The sequence below is a fragment of the Cupriavidus sp. CPT47-8839-RL05A genome (assembly GCF_058792255.1).
Window position 1 is genome coordinate 141,312 of sequence record NZ_JBYTEG010000014.1, and the last position, 18,384, is coordinate 159,695.

Consider the following 18,384-nt stretch of genomic DNA (forward strand, 5'->3'; position numbering starts at 1 on the left):
ACTCGCTCGGCTCAGTCGAACACCGGCGAATCCACGCCGAGGATCTTGTGCAGCTTCGGCGAGGTGGTGGTGTACTGCATGTGGATTTTCTTCTCGGGGAAGATATACGGCGCGGCACCGAACGCGGCCAGCGCGGCCTCGTGGAAGCCCGACAGGATCAGCTTCTTCTTGCCGGGGTAGGTGTTGATGTCGCCCACAGCGAAGATGCCCGGGATATTGGTCTCGAACTTCTCGGTGTCCACCTTGATCTGCTTGCGCTCCAGGTCCAGGCCCCATTCGGCGATCGGGCCGAGCTTGGGCGACAGGCCGAAGAACACCAGCAGGTCATCCACCGGCAGGCGGCGGGTCACGCCGTCGGCGCCCGTCACCTTGATCTCGGTGAGCACGCCGTCCTTCTCTTCATAGCCGCCGACCTGGCCGACCAGGAACTGCATTTCCATCTGTTCGCATAGTTCCTTCATCTTGGCGACCGAGGCCGGCGCGGCGCGGAAGCCGTCGCGGCGGTGGATCATCACCACCGACTCGGTCTTGCCGACCAGGTCCAGCGTCCAGTCCAGCGCCGAGTCACCGCCGCCGATGATCACCAGGTTGCGGCCATGGAAGCGGCTCGGGTCCTTGACGCGGTAGAACAGCTGCTTGCCGTCGAACTTGTCGATGCCCTCGACCTTCAGTGTGCGTGGCTGGAACGAACCCACGCCCGCGGCGATAAAGATGGTCTTGGTGATGAAGCGGGTTCCGAGCGAGGTCTCGACGAAGAAGCGGCCGTCTTCGCGGCGCTCCACGACGGCGACTTCCTGGCCCAGGTGGAAGGTGGGCTCGAACGGCTCGATCTGCTTGAGCAGGTTGTCGGTCAGTTCCTGGCCGGTGCAGATGGGCACCGCCGGGATGTCGTAGATGGGCTTGTCCGGATAGAGCTCCACGCACTGGCCGCCGACCACCTTCAGGGAATCGATGACATGTGCCTTGATTTCGAGCAGGCCCAGTTCAAAGACCTGGAACAGGCCCACCGGGCCGGCACCGACGATCAGCGCATCGATCTCCTGCGGCTGGCCGCCTGCAGGGCTGCCGCCGTCGACCTGCTTGGTCGTGTCGGCGACGGGATTTGGAATGCTCAAGTCCATATTCGTCCTGATACGTTTGCGTGGGCCGCTTGTGCCCGGTGTTGCGGAAAGCGCGTGGGGATGGCTTTCTTGTTCTGTCAGCGCTGCAGGTACTGCAGCTTGTCAGTGGCGTCCTTCCACTCCTCGGCCTCGGCCAGCGGGGCCTTGGTCTTGGTGATGGAGGGCCAGTTGCGGGCCAGCTCGGCGTTCAGGTCGATGAACTGCTGCTGGTCGCCCGGCACGTCTTCCTCGGCGTAAATGGCGTTCACCGGGCATTCGGCCACGCACACGGCGCAGTCGATGCACTCATCCGGGTCGATAGCCAGGAAGTTGGGGCCTTCGCGGAAACAATCGACCGGACACACGTCAACGCAGTCTGTGTAGCGGCAACGGATGCAGGATTCGGTGACAACGTGAGTCATTTCGGTTCCAGGAAAACAGGTCGGCTTTTAATGGGAAACTGTGGGGCCGCTTCTTGCCGGCGGACGCCGCATCCACCGCATGGTGCCGCATGGCAGCATGGGCTGGGCGAGCGCCGGCCGAGGCCTTTCGGAAAGCGATATTGTAGCCGAGGCTTCTGGCAAGAATAGCGGGTCTATATAGCCGGATCAGATAGTTTTCTTATTTCTTTATGTACTTTTGATTTAACGCATGGCGGCCAGCTGGCACGTCGGCCCGCCAGCGGGCATGATGAGGCCGCCAGCAGTCACTTGCATCCGTGCCGGGAGACCCGTATGCCACGCCAGCCTTGCCTTGCCAGCCTGCGGCACCATGCCGCGATGCGCCGGATCTTCGCCCCCATTGCTGTGCTGCTGACGGCATTTCTGGCGCCGATCGGGTCGGTTGCCGCCCAGACCCTGGCCCAGTCGCCGGGAATGGCCGACAGCGTGGTGTCGCGCCTGGTGGCGTGGCGCGCGCGTACCGATGCGCCGGTCGCGCTGCCGGCGCTGACCGCGTTCGACTGGGACCACTTCAGCGTGACCGATTCGCCCGCGGGCGATGCCATTGCCCATTGCGGCCGGGCCGGCCTGATGCCGTGCGGGCCGCAACTGCAGCCGCAGCCGGACGACCGGGTGCAGGTGCTGCGCTTCGAGCGCGCCGGGACCCTGGTCTACACCGAGCGCATCATGGCCGGCGACGGCGCCTTTGCCGAGCCGCTGCCGCAGCGGGTGCCGCGCGCCGCCGCCACGCTGGTGTCGTGCCCCGGTACCGACGGCCGCCAGTTGTGGTGCCTGCAGGGCAGGGCCAGGGGCAGGGAGGCGCCGCGGCAGCCACAGCCCTTCCTCGATGGTGGTTGAGCGGCAAGAGTGGCCGGGTGCGGCCAGACTTCGGTTAGCATGACGTACTGACCCGGCATCGCCGTCTGGCCCGCTATGATCATCCCGTCCCTGCTCGACACCGACCTGTACAAATTCACGATGATGCAGGTGGTGCTGCATCAGTTCCCGCAGGCGCAAGTGGAATACCGCTTCAAGTGCCGCAACGCGGGCGTCGATCTGACGCCCTATATCGATGAGATCCGCGCCGAGGTGGCACACCTGTGCCAGTTGCGCTTCACCGACGACGAGCTCGCCTACCTGCGCGGCCTGCGCTTTATCAAGAGCGATTTCGTCGACTTCCTCGGCCTGTTCCACCTGAACGAGAAATATGTCTCGGTGCGGCCGTCCCCGCAGGGCAACGGCGAGATCGAGATCTCGATCATCGGCCCGTGGCTGCATACCATCCTGTTCGAAGTGCCGGTCCTGGCGATCGTCAACGAGGTCTATTTCCGCCGCACCCAGCCCAGGCCCGACCAGGCCGAAGGCCGCCGCCGGCTGGACCACAAGCTGGCCTTGCTGAAGACGCCCGAGCTGGCCGATTGCGTGATCGCTGACTACGGCACGCGCCGGCGCTTTTCGCGCGAATGGCAGGAAGAGGTGCTGCTGACCATGCGGCGCCTGCTCGGGCCGCAGCTGGCCGGCACCAGCAACGTCCACTTTGCCCGCCTGCACAATATGGTGCCGCTGGGCACGATGGCGCATGAATACCTGCAGGCCTGCCAGGCACTGGGCCCGCGGCTGCGCGATTCGCAGGTGTACGCGCTGGAGCGCTGGGCGCGCGAGTACCGCGGCGACCTGGGCATCGCGCTGTCGGATACCTACGGCTTCGATGCCTTCCTGCGCGACTTCGACCTGTATTTCTGCAAGCTCTTCGACGGCGTGCGCCATGATTCCGGCGACCCGATGCTGTGGGGCGAGCGCATGGTCGCCCACTATGCCGCCAACCGCGTCGACCCGCGCACCAAGACGCTGATCTTCAGCGACAGCCTCGACATCCCGCGCGTGATCGAGCTGTACGAGCGCTTCCATGGCCGCTGCCGGCTGGCCTTTGGCGTCGGCACCAACCTGACCAACGACCTTGGCTATACCCCGCTGCAGATCGTGATCAAGATGGTGCGCTGCAACGGGCAGCCGGTGGCCAAGCTGTCGGACACGCCGGAAAAGACCATGTGCGACGATCCCGGCTACCTGTCCTACCTGCGCCAGGTGTACTCGGTTCAGCCCGCGGCGTAGCAAAATTCAACACCTTGCGCCGGCCATCGCATGCTCTGCATGCGGCGGGCGCCACTATAATCGGCGCATCGCGCGTTCGCCGCGCTTTGCGCTTCTCCAGCCAGGCCTTATGGAAACCAACGACGCCCGCGACCGCATCTTTGCCCGCATCCGTGCTGCCCAGGGCAGGCCGACCCGGCCGAGCGCGGGCGAGCGCGAGGCCGTGGCCGACTACCTGGCGCGCCACCCGCAGGGCCCGCGCCCGGCGGTGGCCGCCGACCTGGCCGAGGCCTTCCTGACGCAGGCCCAGCGCATGGCCTCGACCGTCGACCGCGTGGCGAGGATGGACGAGGTGCCCGCCGCCACCGCGCGCTTTCTCGACAGCCTGAACCTGGTCCACCGTGCCGTGGCCTGGGATGCGCTGGGCCCGCTGCCGTGGCAGGCCGCGGGGCTGGCGGTGGAATGCCGACCGCCGGTGCGCGAGGTCGAGGCCGACCACGATCATGGCGACCTGGTCGGCATCACCGGCTGCTTCTGCGCGATTGCCGAGACCGGCTCGCTGATGCTGCTGTCGGGCCCGGCCACCTTTGCCTCGGCCGCGCTGCTGCCCGAGACCCACTTGGCGGTGGTGCCGCGCTCGCGCATCGTCGCCGGCCTGGAAGACGCCTTTGCGCTGGTACGCAGCGAGCGCGGCGAACTGCCGCGCGCCACCAATATCATCAGCGGGCCTTCGCGCACGGGCGATATCGAGCAGACCATCGTGCTCGGCGCCCATGGCCCGTACCGCGTGCATGTGATCCTGGTCGACGAGGCCTGAACCCGCGGCTTTTGCCGCACGGAATGCGATGCACCACCCATGCCGGAAGCTCCGGGGCAAGAGGTGCTTGAATTACACTTGCAGGCTTGCCTGCGTGCCGCGGCTTCGTGCCGGCGGTGCGCCAATGAATGCTGCATTCCCGAGGAGATCCTGCCTGATGCGACGTGCCTCCGTGCTGTTGCCGCTGCTGGCCGTGCTGGCCGCCTTTCCCGCCGTCGGCCGTGCCGCGGACCTTGACGGGGCGTCGCTGTCCTCGCTGTGGGGGCTGCCGTTCGCCGGCATCCTGCTGTCGATCGCGGTGTGGCCGCTGGTTGCACCCAAGTTCTGGCACCACCACTACGGCAAGATCGCCGCGGGCTGGGGGCTGCTGTTCCTGCTGCCGTTCGCGGCAGCGTTCGGCACGCATGCGGCCGCGGCCAGCGCGGTGCACGCGCTGCTGGCCGAGTACATCCCGTTCATCGTTCTGATCGCCTCGCTGTATATTGTGGCCGGCGGCATCTGCGTGCGCGGCAACCTGCACGGCACGCCCGGGCTCAATACCGGCATCCTGGCGCTGGGCACGCTGCTGGCCAGCTTCATGGGCACCACCGGCGCGGCCATGCTGCTGATCCGGCCGCTGCTGCGCGCCAATGACAACCGCCGCCACGTGGCGCACGTGGTGGTGTTCTTTATCTTCCTGGTGGCCAATGCCGGCGGCTCGCTGACGCCGCTGGGCGATCCGCCGCTGTTCCTGGGCTTCCTGAAAGGCGTGGACTTCTTCTGGACCATGCGCAACATCTTTCCGGAGACGGTCTTTATCTGCGTGGTGCTGCTGGGGCTGTTCTACCTGCTCGACCGTCACTACTACCGGAACAAGGAAGAGGAACTGCCGCCGCGCAGCGACCCCACGCCGGACTCGGGCGGCATCGCCATCGAGGGCAAGTTCAACTTCGTGCTGCTGCTCGCCGTGATCGGCCTGGTGCTGATGAGCGGGCTGTGGCAGCCGGGCATTTCGTTCGATGTCCTGGGCACCGAGGTGCCGCTGCAGGCCGCGGTACGCGATGCGCTGCTGGTGGTGGTGGCGGTGGTGTCGCTGCTGGTGACGCCGCAGACGGCGCGCACCGGCAATGAATTCAACTGGGAGCCGATCCTGGAGGTCGGCAAGCTCTTTGCCGGCATCTTCCTGACCATCATCCCGGTCATCGCCATGCTCAAGGCCGGCACCGACGGCGCCTTTTCCGGCGTGATCCGCGCGGTCAGCGACAGCAACGGCCAGCCGGTCGACAGCATGTACTTCTGGGCCACCGGCCTGCTGTCGTCGTTCCTGGACAACGCGCCGACCTACCTGGTGTTCTTCAACACCGCCGGCGGCGACGCGGCCACGCTGATGACGCGCGATGCCTCGACCCTGGCCGCGATCTCGGCCGGGGCCGTGTTCATGGGCGCCAATACCTATATCGGCAATGCCCCCAACCTGATGGTCAAGGCCATTGCCGAGAACCGCGGCGTGCGCATGCCGAGCTTCTTCGGCTACATGCTGTATTCGGGCATCTTCCTGATGCCGCTGTTCGTCATCATGACCTTCCTTTTCTTCCGAGTGTGATGCCATGAAGCCGTCTGTCCTGGTAACCCGCGCCATCTATCCCGAAGTCATCGCGCACCTGGCGCAGTATTTCGATGTCGACGACAACCAGCAGGACGCGGTGCTCGACGCCGCCGCGCTGAAGGCGCGCCTGGCGGGCAAGGCCGGCGTGCTGGCCAACGCCGCCGACCGCATCGACGGCGACGTGGTCGCCGCTCTGCCGGCGCTGCGCGCGGTGTGCAATATGGCGGTCGGCTACAACAACCTGGACGTGCCGGCGCTGACGGCCGCCGGCATCGTCGCCACCAATACGCCGGACGTGCTGACCGAGACCACCGCCGACTTCGGCTGGGCCCTGCTGATGGCCACCGCGCGCCGCGTGACCGAGGCCGAGCACTACCTGCGCGCCGGCAAGTGGCAGCGCTGGAGCTACGACATGCTGGTCGGCATGGACCTGTACGGAAGCACGCTCGGCATCCTCGGCATGGGCCGCATCGGCCAGGCGCTGGCGCGCCGCGCGAGCGGCTTTGGCATGAGCGTGCTGTACCACAACCGCAGCCAGCTGCCGGCGGACACCGAGCGCGCGCTCAACGCGCGCTATGTCAGCAAGGAAGACCTGCTGCGCCAGTCCGACCACCTGCTGCTGGTGCTGCCCTATGGCCCGCAGAGCCACCACGCCATCGGCGCCGCCGAGCTGGCACTGATGAAGCCGACCGCGACGCTGGTGAACCTGGCGCGCGGCGGCATCGTCGACGATGCCGCGCTGGCGCAGGCGCTGCGCGACAAGCGCATCTTCGGCGCCGGCCTGGATGTGTTCGAGGGCGAGCCCAGCGTCAATCCGGATCTGCTGACGGTGCCCAACGTCGTGCTCACGCCGCATATCGCCAGCGCCTCCGAGAAGACCCGCCGTGCGATGGCGATGCTGGCCGCCGACAACCTGATCGCCGCGCTCGACCAGGGCCCGCAGGCCGGCCATCCGCCCACCGTGATCAACCCCGACGTCATGTCGCGGCGCCGCTAAGCCTGCCATCCACCTGTTTCCTGCTGCATGACCCTGATTCCGTTCCTGACGCTGGCCGTGGCGCTGCTCGCGGTCGTCCTGCTGGTCATCGTCCTGCTGCGCCAGCAGGCTGCCTCGCCGGGGGCCGAGCTTGGCCGGCAACTGGCCGACATGCGCGCGGAAAGCGCGCGCGGCATGGAGCGGCTGGAGCGGGAGTTGCGCACCGACGTGGCCGACGCCGCGCGCGGCAGCCGCGACGAGTCGGCGCAGCAGATGCTGCGCTTCCAGCAGGCGCTGTCGTCGCAGCTGACGGGCATCGCCACGCTGCAGAACAACCAGATCGACACCTTCGCGCAGCAACTGGCCAAGCTGACCGAGACCAACACCCAGCAGCTCGAGCAGGTGCGCCAGCACCTGATGCTGCAGGCCCAGCAGGCGCGCGACGAGCAGGCCGGCACGCTGCGCCGCTTCGGCGACGGGCTGCAGCAGCAGCTGGCGCAGATGTCCGAAGCCAACGAGCGGCGCCTGGCCGAAGTGCGCGCCACGCTGGAGAAGAAGCTGCAGGATATCGAGGCCAACAACGCCGCCAAGCTTGAGGAAATGCGCCGCACTGTCGACGAGAAGTTGCATGCCACGCTGGAGCAGCGCCTGGGCGAGTCCTTCCGGCTGGTGTCGGACCGGCTCGAGCAGGTGCACCGCGGCCTGGGCGAGATGCAGGTGCTGGCGCAGGGCGTGGGCGACCTGAAGAAGGTGCTGACCAATGTGAAGTCGCGCGGAACCTGGGGCGAAGTCCAGCTGGAAATGCTGTTGGAGCAGATGCTGACGCCGGAGCAGTACGGCAAGAATGTCGAGACCGTGCGCAACTCGGGCGCGCGGGTGGAGTTCGCGATCCGGCTGCCGGGCAAGGCCGCGGGTGGCGACAATGCGCCGGTCTGGCTGCCGGTCGACGCCAAGTTTCCCAAGGAACAGTACGAGCGCCTGGTGGACGCGCAGGAGCGGGGCGACCCGGACGGCGTGCTCGCTTTTGGCCGCGAACTGGAAGTGGCGCTGCGGCGCGAGGCTCAGACCATCGCCGAGAAATACCTGTCGCCGCCCCAGACCACGGATTTCGCCATCCTGTTCCTGCCGACCGAGGGGTTGTACGCCGAGGTGCTGCGGCGTCCGGGCCTGACCGACCTGATGCAGCGCGACTACCGTGTGACCGTGGCCGGACCGACCACGCTGACCGCGCTGCTGAACAGCCTGCAGATGGGTTTCCGCACGCTGGCGCTGGAGAAGCGCTCAAGCGAGGTGTGGGAGGTGCTGGGCGCGGTCAAGACCGAGTTCGGCAAGTTCGGCGACGTGCTGGCCAAGACCCGCGATACGCTGGAACGCGCCGCGCGCAACATCGAGCAGGCCGAAGTGCGCACGCGCCAGATGGCGCGCAAGCTGCGTACGGTGGAAGCGCTGCCGGGCGAGGCCGCGCAGCAGGTGCTTGGCCTCAATGCAGCAGAAGCGGCGGACGCGCCGGAGGCCGCCGAAGACAACGGCGGCTGAACGCGCGGCAGGGAAGGGGTCAGGGCAAGCCCCCGCGGGGGCTTGCGGATTGCTGCCGGCCTGGGCGTCGGCGCGCTGCTCAGCGCTCGTCTTCGGGCGCCAGTTCGCGCACGTGGACTTCAATGCCGCCGAAGCGGGCGGCCACCCAGTTGTAGGCCTTGCAGGCCAGCCACAGCAGGCCGAAGCCGATCAGCGCATTCAGGATGATTGCGCTGAAGACCGTGATGGCGGGCAGGTCACCGTAGCGGACGAAGGTGACAAACAGGCCCAGCGACACGATCGGCAGCGAGAAGCACAGGTAGACCAGCACCAGCGCGCGGGCGGTCTTGACGGGGTGGAGGTAGGCGATCTCCTGATTCATGACGGGGGATACTCGAATGGTTCTGAATCGTGCGCCAAGTGTAGCGATTGGCCGATGCCAAGCATAGCCCGCCGGCGGCGGGGGCGGGCGAAAGCCCCGTGCCGGCTGTGCTATGGCCGCAAATGTGCGGCACAAAAACGACACATTGCTACCGGCGTGTGGCAAGCGCTTGCGTGCAGCGCCTGCCGGTCCGGCTAGACCAGTCCGTCGAACAGCATCACCTCGACCGCATCGCCGGCCTTGACCGAGTCCTGTTCATGGCCGAGCACGATAAAGCAGTTGGCCTCGCTCATCGAGCGCAGCACGCCCGAGCCCTGCTGGCCGGTGATACGCACTTCCCACTGGCCGTCGCCGGCGCGCGCCAGGATGCCGCGCTGGTACTCGGTGCGGCCGGGCTTCTTGCGGATGGCTTGCGCGCTGCGCACGCGCAGCAGCGGCAGCGGTGCCACGCTGGCGCCCATCAGCCGCTGCAGCGCGGCGCGCACGAAGTGGTAGAAGGTGACCATCACCGCCACCGGGTTGCCCGGCAGCCCGAACAGCAGCGCGTCGCGGCCGTTGGAATTGATGCGGCCGAAGGCCATCGGCCGGCCCGGGCGCATCGCGATCTTCCAGAACGTGACATCGCCCAGGCGCGCCATGATCTGCTTGGTGTAATCGGCCTCGCCGACCGAGACGCCGCCGGAGGTGATGACCGCGTCGGCGGTCTCGCAGGCGGTGCGGAAGGCGGCTTCGAGCGCCTCGGGGTTGTCGCGTACCACGCCCATATCGAGAAGGTCGACGTTCATCCGGCGCAGCATGCCGTGCAGCGTATAGCGGTTGGAGTCATAGACGCAGCCGGGATCGAGCGGCTCGCCGATCGAGCGCAGCTCGTCGCCGGTGGAGAAGAACGCGACGCGCAGGCGCCGGCGCACGCGCACCTCGGCCACGCCCAGCGAGGCCAGCAGGCCCAGGTCGGCCGGCTGGAGGATGCGCCCGGCCTGCAGCGCGGCCTGGCCGCGCGCCAGGTCTTCGCCGCGCAGGCGCCGGTTGTCGCCGGTGCGCACGCAGTCGGCGGCAAAGCGGATGCGCGCGCCGTCGTCCACGGCTTCGACGAATTCCTGCGGCACCACGGTGTCGCAGCCGGCCGGCATCACCGCGCCGGTCATGATGCGCACCGCCTGCGCCGCCGTGGGCGCCAGCGCCCCGGCGCCGCCGGCGAAGGCGCTGCCGATGACTTCCAGCTCGACCGTGGCGGTCTGCGCGGCAGCCAGCGCGGCACCCTGGAAGGCATAGCCGTCCATTGCCGAGTTGTCATGCGCCGGCACGTCGATGGCCGAGACGATGTCCTCGGCCAGCACGCGGTCCAATGCGCTGCGGATCGGCAACTGCTCGACGCCGCGCACCGGCTCGACCACCTCGCCGATGATGCGGTTGGCCTGGTCCACCGGCAGGGCGGTGGGGTCGTAGTCGGAAAGGCAGGAGATGACGGATTGCAGGGTGGGCATGGTGGCTCAGCGCGTTTCGTGCGTGCGCAGTTCGTCCAGGGTGTTGATATTGGCAAAGGCCGCGGCGTCGTCGAACAGCACTTCGGCCAGGCGGTGCGAGGCGGCCCAGGTCTCGATCTTGCGGCCGCCGCCGGAAAGATAAGCCACCAGGCTGTCGAGCGCACTGACCGGCATCAGGCAGAACACAGGTTGGGTCTGGCGCCGGCCGTCTTCGTCCAGCGTGACGGGGATCGCCAGGTCCGCGCCTTCGGCCTCGATCGCCTGCGCCAGGCGTGCCACCAGGTCGGTCGGCAGGAACGGCGAATCGCAGGGCGCGGTCACCATCCACGGCGTGGCGCATTGCTCCAGGCCGGCCAGCATCCCCGCCAGCGGGCCGGCAAAGTCGGGCACGGTGTCGGTGTAGACCGGCACGCCGAAGGACTCATAGGCGGCCAGGTTGCGGTTGGCATTGATCATCAGCCCGCCCACCTGGGGGGTAAGCCGCATCATCGTGTGCATGGCCATCGGCGTGCCGCGCAGGGGCTGCAGGCCCTTGTCGGTGCCGCCCATGCGGCTGCCCCTGCCGCCTGCGAGGATCAGGCCGGTGATGTCGTCGCGTACAATCATGGATTGTGTGTGCGGCGGGGTCAGCCGCCGATATAGGACATCTCGATCTTGCGCTCGGCACGCCTGGCGCGCACCCTCGGGTCGCTGCGCTGCTCGGAATAATTGTCGGTGCGGCCCTGCCACACCTGCGCAATCGCATTGGAGATTTCCAGGTCGCTGTAGCCGCCGCGCAGCAGCGCGCGCAGGTCGAAGCCTTCGGTGGCGAACAGGCACAGGTAGAGCCGGCCTTCGGTGGACAGCCGGATGCGGCTGCAGTCGCCGCAGAAGGCGTGGGTGACGCTGGAGATCACGCCGACCTCGCCGCTGCCGTCGCGGTAGCGCCAGCGCTCGGCGGTTTCGCCGGAGTAGTTGGCCTGCACCGGTTCGAGCGGGAATTCCGCATCGATGCGCTTGACCACCTCGGCGGACGGCAGCACTTCATCCATCTGCCAGTGGTTGCTGGCGCCCACGTCCATGAACTCGATAAAGCGCAGGATGATGCCGCTATTGCGGAAGTGGCGCGCCATCGGCACGATTTCCTGGTCATTGGTGCCGCGCTTGACCACCATGTTGACCTTGATCGGCGCCAGCCCCACGGCCTGCGCGGTCTCGATGCCGTGCAGCACGTCGGCGACGGCGAAGTCCACGTCGTTCATGCGGCGGAAGGTGGCGTCGTCGATCGCGTCCAGGCTGACGCTGACCCGCGTCAGTCCCGCGTCGCGCAGGGCGCGCGCCTTGCGCGCCAGCAGCGAGGCGTTGGTGGTGAGCGTCAGGTCCAGCGGCTTGCCCGAGACCGTCTCGATCTTCGCCAGCATCTCCACCAGGTGCTCGATATTCTTGCGCAGCAGCGGCTCGCCGCCGGTCAAGCGGATCTTCTCGACGCCGTGGGCGACGAACAGGCGCGCGGTGCGTTCGATCTCCTCGAAGCTCAGCAGCTCGGAGTGCGGCAGGAAGGTGTAGTCCTTGTCGAAGACTTCCTTCGGCATGCAGTACACGCAGCGGAAGTTGCAGCGGTCCGTCACCGAGATGCGCAGGTCATGCAGCGGCCGGCCGCGGGTGTCCGCCACCAGGCCGGTCGGGGGAGCCAGCTTGCCGGGAATGCTGGGCGTCATCGAGCGGTAGCGATGGTCGCGCAGGTCGAAAATCGGAATGACGGATTCGGTCATGGCCTGTGGGTGGGCACGGCGTCCGGGGAGCGGCCTGGCGGCGGGGCCAAATCAGGGGCGCTCGAGGACCGGATGCATTCTGCTGCCATTCTAGCCGAGGCGGGGGCGGGGCACCCGCATCCCCCGGTGATGGCGGGGATTCATCCGGGCGGCGGCCCATGAAAAAAGGGGACGGCGTGGCCGTCCCCTTCCTGCTTTGGCTGCGGTGCAGCGGCAACGCTTACTGCTGCGATGCCATCTCCACTTCGCGGCCACCGGTTTCCACCAGGATCATCGGACCGTGGGGCAGCGGCGGCAGCGCCTTGCGCTCGCGCTGCACGCGCGGGGCGGGCGCGATGCGGGCGGCGGCTTCCTGGGCCGAACGCAGCTTGTCGCTGTCGGTATGGACCCATTGCAGGCCGGCGGTGGCCAGCATCGATTCCAGGTTCTCCAGCGCTGCGGGGGTGGCCGGCGCTGCTGCAACGACCGGGGTTGCCGGGGTGAACACCTCGGCCGGTGCGGCTTCGGCCACAGGGGCGATGACCGGTGCAGCGGCAGGTGCCGGCACCACCGGAGCCGCTTCGACGGCCACGCTTGCGGTGGTCTCGACGATCGCTTCGGCGGCAACGGCTTCCGTGACGGCGGCGGCGACCGGGGCAGCTTGCTCGGACGCGGGCTCGGCAACCGGCGCGGTCACCGGGGCTGCCTCGGCGACCGGCGCGGGCGTCACGTCTTCCGGCACGGCGATGCGGATCGCTTCGACGGCCTCGGCTGCTGCGGCCACGGCCACGGCAGCTTGCGGTGCGGGCTCGGCCGGCATGGCGGCTTCAGCGCGCACCGGGGCCACGCCTTCGGCAGCGGCGGCTTCTTCGTCGCCTTCGCCCTGGGCACCTTGCACCGACTCGTCGCGCTCGCGGCGATAGCGGTTGCGGCCACGGCGGTTGCGGCGGCGGCGCTCTTCGCCCTCAGCGGTCTCGGCGGCGCTTTCGGCACCTTCCGGCAGCTCGGCGCGGACGGCTTGCGTCTCTTCGGTCACGGCCTGCGGCAGCACGCCCAGCGCCTGGGCGGCGGCGATGGCTTCCGGCTGCGGTGCTTCACCGGCTTCGGCTTCGCGCAGTTCGCTGCGTTCGCGCTGGCGTTCACGCTGGCGCTCGCGGCGTTCCTGGTTGCGGTCGCGGCGGCCTTCCTGACGGCCCTCGACGCGCTCGCCCTGGGCGCGCTCGGCTTGCACCGCCTCGCCCTGGCGTGCCAGGGCCGGGGTGGCCTGGCCTTCACCTTGCTGGCGCGGCTGGCGGCCCTGGCGTTCGCCACGGCCCTCGCGTTGCTCGGCGCGCTCGGCACCCTGGCGTTCACCACGTTCCGCGCGCTCGGCACGGTCGCCGCGCTGGCCGCGGCCCTGGCGCTCGCCACGCTCCGCTCGCTCACCACGCTCCGCGCGGTCGCCACGCTCACCACGCTGGCCACGGCCTTCGCCGCGCTGGCCGCGCTCGCGCCGGCCTTCGGCGCTGCGGGCCTCAGTGGCAACCGCCGGCTTGGCCGGTTCCACCACCGGCGGGGTTGCCGGACGGGCACCGAACAGGCCCTTCAGCCAGGCGATGAAACCGCCGCTGACCACAGGCTGGGTGGCCGGCACGGGCGGGGCGACCGGGGCTTCCGGCTTGGGTGCGCGCTCGGGGCGCGGCACCGACACCGGGGCCGGTTGTTCCGGGGTGATGCCCTTGACCGCGGCTTCCTGGCGCGGCTTGGCTTCTTCCTTGCGGCGGCTGCTGTAGCTGGTGTCGGCTTCCAGTTCCTTGGCGGCGGCCTCGGCCATGCGGTAGCTGGCGGTGCTTTCTTCCAGGCGCGGGTCGTCGTGGCGCAGGCGCTCCAGCTTGTAGTGCGGCGTTTCCAGGTGCTTGTTGGGGATCAGCAGCACATTGACCTTGAAGCGCAGCTCGATCAGGTTGATTTCCTGGCGCTTCTCGTTCAGCAGGAAGGCGGCCACTTCCACCGGCACCTGGCAGTGGATCGCGGCGGTGTTTTCCTTCATCGCCTCTTCCTGGATGATGCGCAGCACCTGCAGGGCGGACGATTCGGTATCGCGGATATGGCCGGTGCCGTTGCAGCGCGGGCAAGTGATGTGCGAGCCCTCCGACAGGGACGGGCGCAGGCGCTGGCGCGACAGCTCCATCAGGCCGAAGCGGCTGATCTTGCCCATCTGCACGCGCGCGCGGTCGTGGCGCAGCGCGTCCTTCAGGCGCGTTTCCACGTCCTTCTGGGCCTTGCCCGACTCCATGTCGATGAAGTCGATCACGATCAGGCCGCCCAGGTCGCGCAGGCGCAACTGGCGGGCGATCTCGTCGGCGGCCTCAAGGTTGGTGCGCAGCGCGGTTTCCTCGATGTCGGCGCCCTTGGTGGCGCGGGCCGAGTTCACGTCCACGGAGACCAGCGCCTCGGTGTGGTCGATCACGATGGCGCCACCCGAGGGCAGCATCACCATGCGCGAGTAGGCCGACTCGATCTGGTGCTCGATCTGGAAGCGCGAGAAGAGCGGCACGTCGTCGCGGTACTTCTTCACGCGGTTCATGTTGTCAGGCATCACCACGCTCATGAAGGCGCGGGCCTGTTCGTAGATCTCGTCGGTGTCGATCAGGATCTCGCCGATATCCGGCTGGAAGTAGTCGCGGATGGCGCGGATGACCAGGCTCGATTCCAGGTAGATCAGCAGCGGGGCCTTGTTGTCGCCGGCGGCGCCGTCGATGGCCTTCCACAGTTGCAGCAGGTAGTTCAGGTCCCACTGCAGTTCCTCGGCCGAGCGGCCGATGCCGGCGGTCCGGGCGATGATGCTCATGCCTTCCGGCACGGTCAGCTGCGCCATGGTCTCGCGCAGTTCCTGGCGGTCCTCGCCCTCGATGCGGCGCGACACGCCGCCGCCGCGCGGGTTGTTGGGCATCAGCACCAGGTAGCGGCCGGCCAGCGAGATAAAGGTGGTCAGGGCCGCGCCCTTGTTGCCGCGCTCTTCCTTCTCGACCTGGACGATCAGTTCCTGGCCTTCATGCAGGGCATCCTGGATGCGCGCGTTGCGCACGTCGATGCCTTCCTTGAAGAAGGCGCGGGCTACTTCCTTGAACGGCAGGAAGCCGTGGCGTTCTTCGCCGTAGTTGACGAAGCAGGCTTCCAGCGAGGGTTCGATGCGGGTGATGACACCCTTGTAGATGTTGCCCTTGCGCTGTTCGCGCCCGGCAGTCTCGATGTCGATATCGATCAGTTTCTGACCGTCGACGATGGCGACGCGCAATTCCTCCTGTTGCGTCGCGTTGAACAGCATGCGTTTCATCGCAGTACCTCACTCCAGTGTCGCGGGTGGCACCGTCTGGGCGGTGTCCGCGGCGATCTATGGAGCACGCGAGGGAGCGAGCGAGGCGCGAGAATTGCCGGAAAGCGCCGCTGCGCGGGATAGGCGAGCGGCTGGGCGCGGGTGAAAGAGAGCGATGACGTCGGGGTAACGTCCGCGGGGCAGGAGAGAACACCGGAGGCTGCTCTTGCGCAGACATCCGGCGCGTTCCCGTGCCGGAGGCGATGCTGAACGCCGGCGCAACCGGCGCCGGCGGCATCGCGGCCGGCCGCGGAAGGCCTAGACGCGTCAAAGAGCAAATTTTTCGGACACGGCATGGTTGCCGTTGCTGCCTGACTACTCCTGGCGGGCGCACCTACTACTTCTTGGAATTCTGCGACCGGGCGCCGGTATTTCCAGTCAGGCGGCAGGCTAACCTGCCGGCCGGCACCGTTTCCCGGTGCGGGCAGGACTTCTCTCACCGAAGCGGATGCCGGCAGTGGCATCCGCCTTTAAATTCTGTTTTACCTGAACACTCAGTTCCCACGTCACCGCCTGCCTCGCCGAAGCCTCCTTTGGGCGACTTCCTGCATGCCGGCGGCACCGTGCGTGCTGCTTTTTACTGCCATTTGCCCGTCTGGCGCTTGGCGGAACGCAAAGTTGCGGGAGACGGGCGGGGTTGGCGGCAACCCCAAGTGTAGAATGCAAAAAATCCAGGAAAACTCGAAGATTAATCGCTTACACAGGTCTTGCGCTGCCGGCCACAAGCCGGGACAGCGAGGAAATTATATTGAAAATGAATGAGTTACGCCATCAAATTGAAAAGGCTGCCGAAGCTGCGCCGGCCAGCCCACAGGTGGCGTATGTCACGATTGACGAAGGCTCGGAAGGTCAGCGCATTGACAACTTCCTGCTGAAGGTGGCCAAGGGCGTGCCTAAGAGCCATATCTACCGGGTGCTGCGTTCGGGGGAAGTTCGCGTCAATAAGGGCCGGATCGATGCCACTTATCGCTTGCAGTCGGGTGATGTAGTGCGCATTCCGCCAATGCGGGTGGCGAATTCGGCGCAATCGGACAATGCCCAGCATGTGCCGGCGGGCGAGTTCCCGGTGCTGTTTGAAGATGCCCAGCTACTGGTGATCAACAAGCCGGCCGGCGTGGCCGTGCACGGCGGCTCGGGCGTGGCCTTCGGCGTGATCGAGCAATTGCGCCGGTCGCGGCCCCAGGCCAAGTTCCTGGAGCTGGTGCATCGGCTCGATCGCGAGACCTCCGGCATCCTGGTGCTGGCCAAGAAGCGCTCGGCGCTGGTCCACCTGCACGAGCAGATTCGCGGCAGCGCGATGGACAAGCGCTATTTCGCCTGCGTGGCCGGCGAATTTCCGAACGCGCGCCAGCACGTGAAGCTGCCGCTATATAGGTACAGCACGCCGGACGGCGAGCGCCGGGTGCGGGTGCAGGCCGACGGGCTGGCCTCGCACACCGTGTTCAACCGGGTCGAGGCCTTCCAGGGCTTCACCCTGCTGGAGGCCGAGCTGAAGACCGGCCGTACCCACCAGATCCGCGTCCACCTGGCCCACTCGGGTTTCCCGATCGTCGGCGACGAAAAATATGGCGACTTCTCGCTGAACAAGGCACTGGCGCGTTCTGGCGCGAGGCCGGGCCTCAAGCGCATGTTCCTGCACGCCCACCGGCTGGTGTTTATCCACCCGGCCACGGGCGAGCCGCTGGCGGTGGAAGCGCCGCTGCCCGACGAGTGCGTCGGATTCCTGCAACAATTGCGTGAACTGCATGCTCCGGAGTAGGGTAGTGCATCAAACGCCACAAGGACTTCCATGGCCAGGCAACAATTTGACCTGATCGTTTTCGACTGGGACGGGACGCTGATGGACTCGACCCCGACCATCGCCAAGTGCATCCAGCTTGCCAGCCGCGACCTGGGCCTGCCGGTGCCGGATGACCGCGCCGCCAGCCACGTGATCGGGCTGGGCCTGAAGGATGCGCTGTCTTACGCGGTGCCGACGCTGGACCCCGCCGACTACCCGCGCCTGGCCGAACGCTACCGCTACCACTTCCTCGCTCGCGATGCCGACCTTGTGCTGTTCGACGGCGTGCGCGAAATGCTGGAGACCCTGCGCGGCGAACACTATTTTCTTGGCGTGGCCACCGGCAAGACCCGCGTCGGCCTGCAGCGCGCGCTGGCCGCGAGCGGTCTGACCCGCCTGTTCGACGCCACGCGCTGTGCCGACGAGACCTTCTCCAAGCCGCACCCGGCCATGCTGCACGAACTGACCCGCGAACTGGGCCAGGACGTGGAGCGCACGGTGATGGTCGGCGACACCACCCATGACCTGCAGATGGCGGCCAATGCCGGCGCCAAGGGGATTGGCGTGTGCTATGGTGCACATCCCGCAGATTCGCTGCGCGCGATGGCGCCGGTGCATTGCGCGACTTCCATCCCCGACCTGACCGACTGGCTGCTGGCCCATGCCTGAGGCAGCGGCCGGCCAGGCGCCGGTGCGGCTGTGCGCCGCCGAGGACCTGGAGGAAGGCGGCCTGGGTGTGCGCTTCTCGGTGGCGCTGGACCAGCGCGAGATCGGCGCCTTCGTGGTGCGTTTCGACGGCGCCGCGCACGGCTACCTGAACCAGTGCGCCCATGTGCCGATGGAACTGGACTGGCAGGAAGGCCGGTTCTTCGATGCCTCGGGCCTATACTTGATGTGCGCCACACATGGCGCGGTTTATGTGCCGGACAGCGGCGAGTGCGTCGGCGGCCCCTGCCGCGGTGCATCGCTGGCCAAGCTGCGCATCGAGGAGCGCGACGGCCAGGTCTACTGGCTACCGGAAGCGCCATACCGGATCGCTGCGCGCATGGGCGGTGCCTGAATGACGGGCAGGGCCGGCAGTCAGGCCGGCCGTTGTATTTCCAGGCCTGGGTTTCCAGGCGTTTCCACG

General features: G+C 67.6%; 16 protein-coding genes. 9 read left to right on the top strand and 7 right to left on the bottom strand.

The window, feature by feature from the left end; all coding sequences use genetic code 11:
* Nucleotides 1-11 precede the first annotated feature (11 nt).
* Entirely contained in the window at nt 12-1,121 is a 1,110-nt protein-coding gene (locus AC3WVS_RS18605) for an NAD(P)/FAD-dependent oxidoreductase (protein WP_492319843.1), read from the bottom strand.
* A 77-nt stretch (nt 1,122-1,198) separates the two neighbouring features.
* A complete protein-coding gene (gene fdxA / locus AC3WVS_RS18610; protein ID WP_010814656.1) occupies nt 1,199-1,522 on the bottom strand; it encodes a ferredoxin FdxA in 324 nt (107 codons plus the stop codon).
* Nucleotides 1,523-1,834: 312 nt separating this feature from the next.
* On the opposite strand from fdxA, the gene AC3WVS_RS18615 reads away from it, so the two are divergent.
* From AC3WVS_RS18615 to AC3WVS_RS18640, 6 genes are all read left to right on the top strand, one after another.
* On the top strand, nt 1,835-2,398 hold the full coding sequence (locus tag AC3WVS_RS18615) for a hypothetical protein (protein WP_492319844.1): 564 nt from the start codon (nt 1,835-1,837) through the stop codon (nt 2,396-2,398).
* 75 nt (nt 2,399-2,473) lie between these two features.
* Nucleotides 2,474-3,652 (top strand): nicotinate phosphoribosyltransferase, encoded by a 1,179-nt coding sequence (pncB, locus tag AC3WVS_RS18620; protein ID WP_492319845.1) that lies wholly within the window; start codon nt 2,474-2,476, stop codon nt 3,650-3,652.
* A 109-nt stretch (nt 3,653-3,761) separates the two neighbouring features.
* On the top strand, nt 3,762-4,448 hold the full coding sequence (locus AC3WVS_RS18625) for a LutC/YkgG family protein (protein WP_492319846.1): 687 nt from the start codon (nt 3,762-3,764) through the stop codon (nt 4,446-4,448).
* 157 nt (nt 4,449-4,605) lie between these two features.
* Entirely contained in the window at nt 4,606-6,030 is a 1,425-nt protein-coding gene (locus tag AC3WVS_RS18630; RefSeq protein ID WP_492319847.1) for a sodium:proton antiporter, read from the top strand.
* 4 nt (nt 6,031-6,034) lie between these two features.
* Complete coding sequence (locus AC3WVS_RS18635) at nt 6,035-7,030, top strand: 2-hydroxyacid dehydrogenase (protein WP_492319848.1); 996 nt, start codon at nt 6,035-6,037, stop codon at nt 7,028-7,030.
* 27 nt (nt 7,031-7,057) lie between these two features.
* A complete protein-coding gene (locus AC3WVS_RS18640) occupies nt 7,058-8,545 on the top strand; it encodes a DNA recombination protein RmuC (protein WP_492319849.1) in 1,488 nt (495 codons plus the stop codon).
* A gap of 79 nt (nt 8,546-8,624) precedes the next feature.
* On the opposite strand, the gene AC3WVS_RS18645 is transcribed toward AC3WVS_RS18640, so the two are convergent.
* The 5 genes from AC3WVS_RS18645 to AC3WVS_RS18665 form a co-directional block, all read right to left on the bottom strand.
* Entirely contained in the window at nt 8,625-8,906 is a 282-nt protein-coding gene (locus tag AC3WVS_RS18645; protein WP_010814663.1) for a hypothetical protein, read from the bottom strand.
* Nucleotides 8,907-9,100: 194 nt separating this feature from the next.
* On the bottom strand, nt 9,101-10,390 hold the full coding sequence (gene moeA, locus AC3WVS_RS18650) for a molybdopterin molybdotransferase MoeA (RefSeq protein ID WP_492319850.1): 1,290 nt from the start codon (nt 10,388-10,390) through the stop codon (nt 9,101-9,103).
* 6 nt (nt 10,391-10,396) lie between these two features.
* Nucleotides 10,397-10,996 carry a molybdenum cofactor guanylyltransferase MobA gene (gene mobA / locus AC3WVS_RS18655; RefSeq protein WP_492319851.1) on the bottom strand — a complete coding sequence of 200 codons (600 nt, stop codon included), beginning with the start codon at nt 10,994-10,996 and terminating at the stop codon, nt 10,397-10,399.
* A gap of 20 nt (nt 10,997-11,016) precedes the next feature.
* Nucleotides 11,017-12,141, bottom strand: a complete 1,125-nt coding sequence (gene moaA / locus AC3WVS_RS18660; RefSeq protein WP_492319852.1) for a GTP 3',8-cyclase MoaA — start codon at nt 12,139-12,141, stop codon at nt 11,017-11,019.
* A 220-nt stretch (nt 12,142-12,361) separates the two neighbouring features.
* Nucleotides 12,362-15,436, bottom strand: coding sequence for an Rne/Rng family ribonuclease (locus AC3WVS_RS18665; protein WP_492319853.1), 3,075 nt, complete (start codon nt 15,434-15,436; stop codon nt 12,362-12,364).
* A gap of 793 nt (nt 15,437-16,229) precedes the next feature.
* Between AC3WVS_RS18665 and AC3WVS_RS18670 the strand changes: the two genes are divergently transcribed.
* From AC3WVS_RS18670 to AC3WVS_RS18680, 3 genes are read left to right on the top strand one after another with little or no spacing between them, the layout of a single operon-like run.
* On the top strand, nt 16,230-17,234 hold the full coding sequence (locus AC3WVS_RS18670; RefSeq protein ID WP_492319873.1) for an RluA family pseudouridine synthase: 1,005 nt from the start codon (nt 16,230-16,232) through the stop codon (nt 17,232-17,234).
* Nucleotides 17,235-17,264: 30 nt separating this feature from the next.
* Complete coding sequence (locus tag AC3WVS_RS18675; protein WP_013957379.1) at nt 17,265-17,924, top strand: HAD-IA family hydrolase; 660 nt, start codon at nt 17,265-17,267, stop codon at nt 17,922-17,924.
* Nucleotides 17,917-18,315, top strand: a complete 399-nt coding sequence (locus tag AC3WVS_RS18680; protein ID WP_492319854.1) for a Rieske (2Fe-2S) protein — start codon at nt 17,917-17,919, stop codon at nt 18,313-18,315. The genes AC3WVS_RS18675 and AC3WVS_RS18680 overlap by 8 nt, the downstream gene beginning before the upstream one ends.
* Nucleotides 18,316-18,384: the final 69 nt, after the last annotated feature.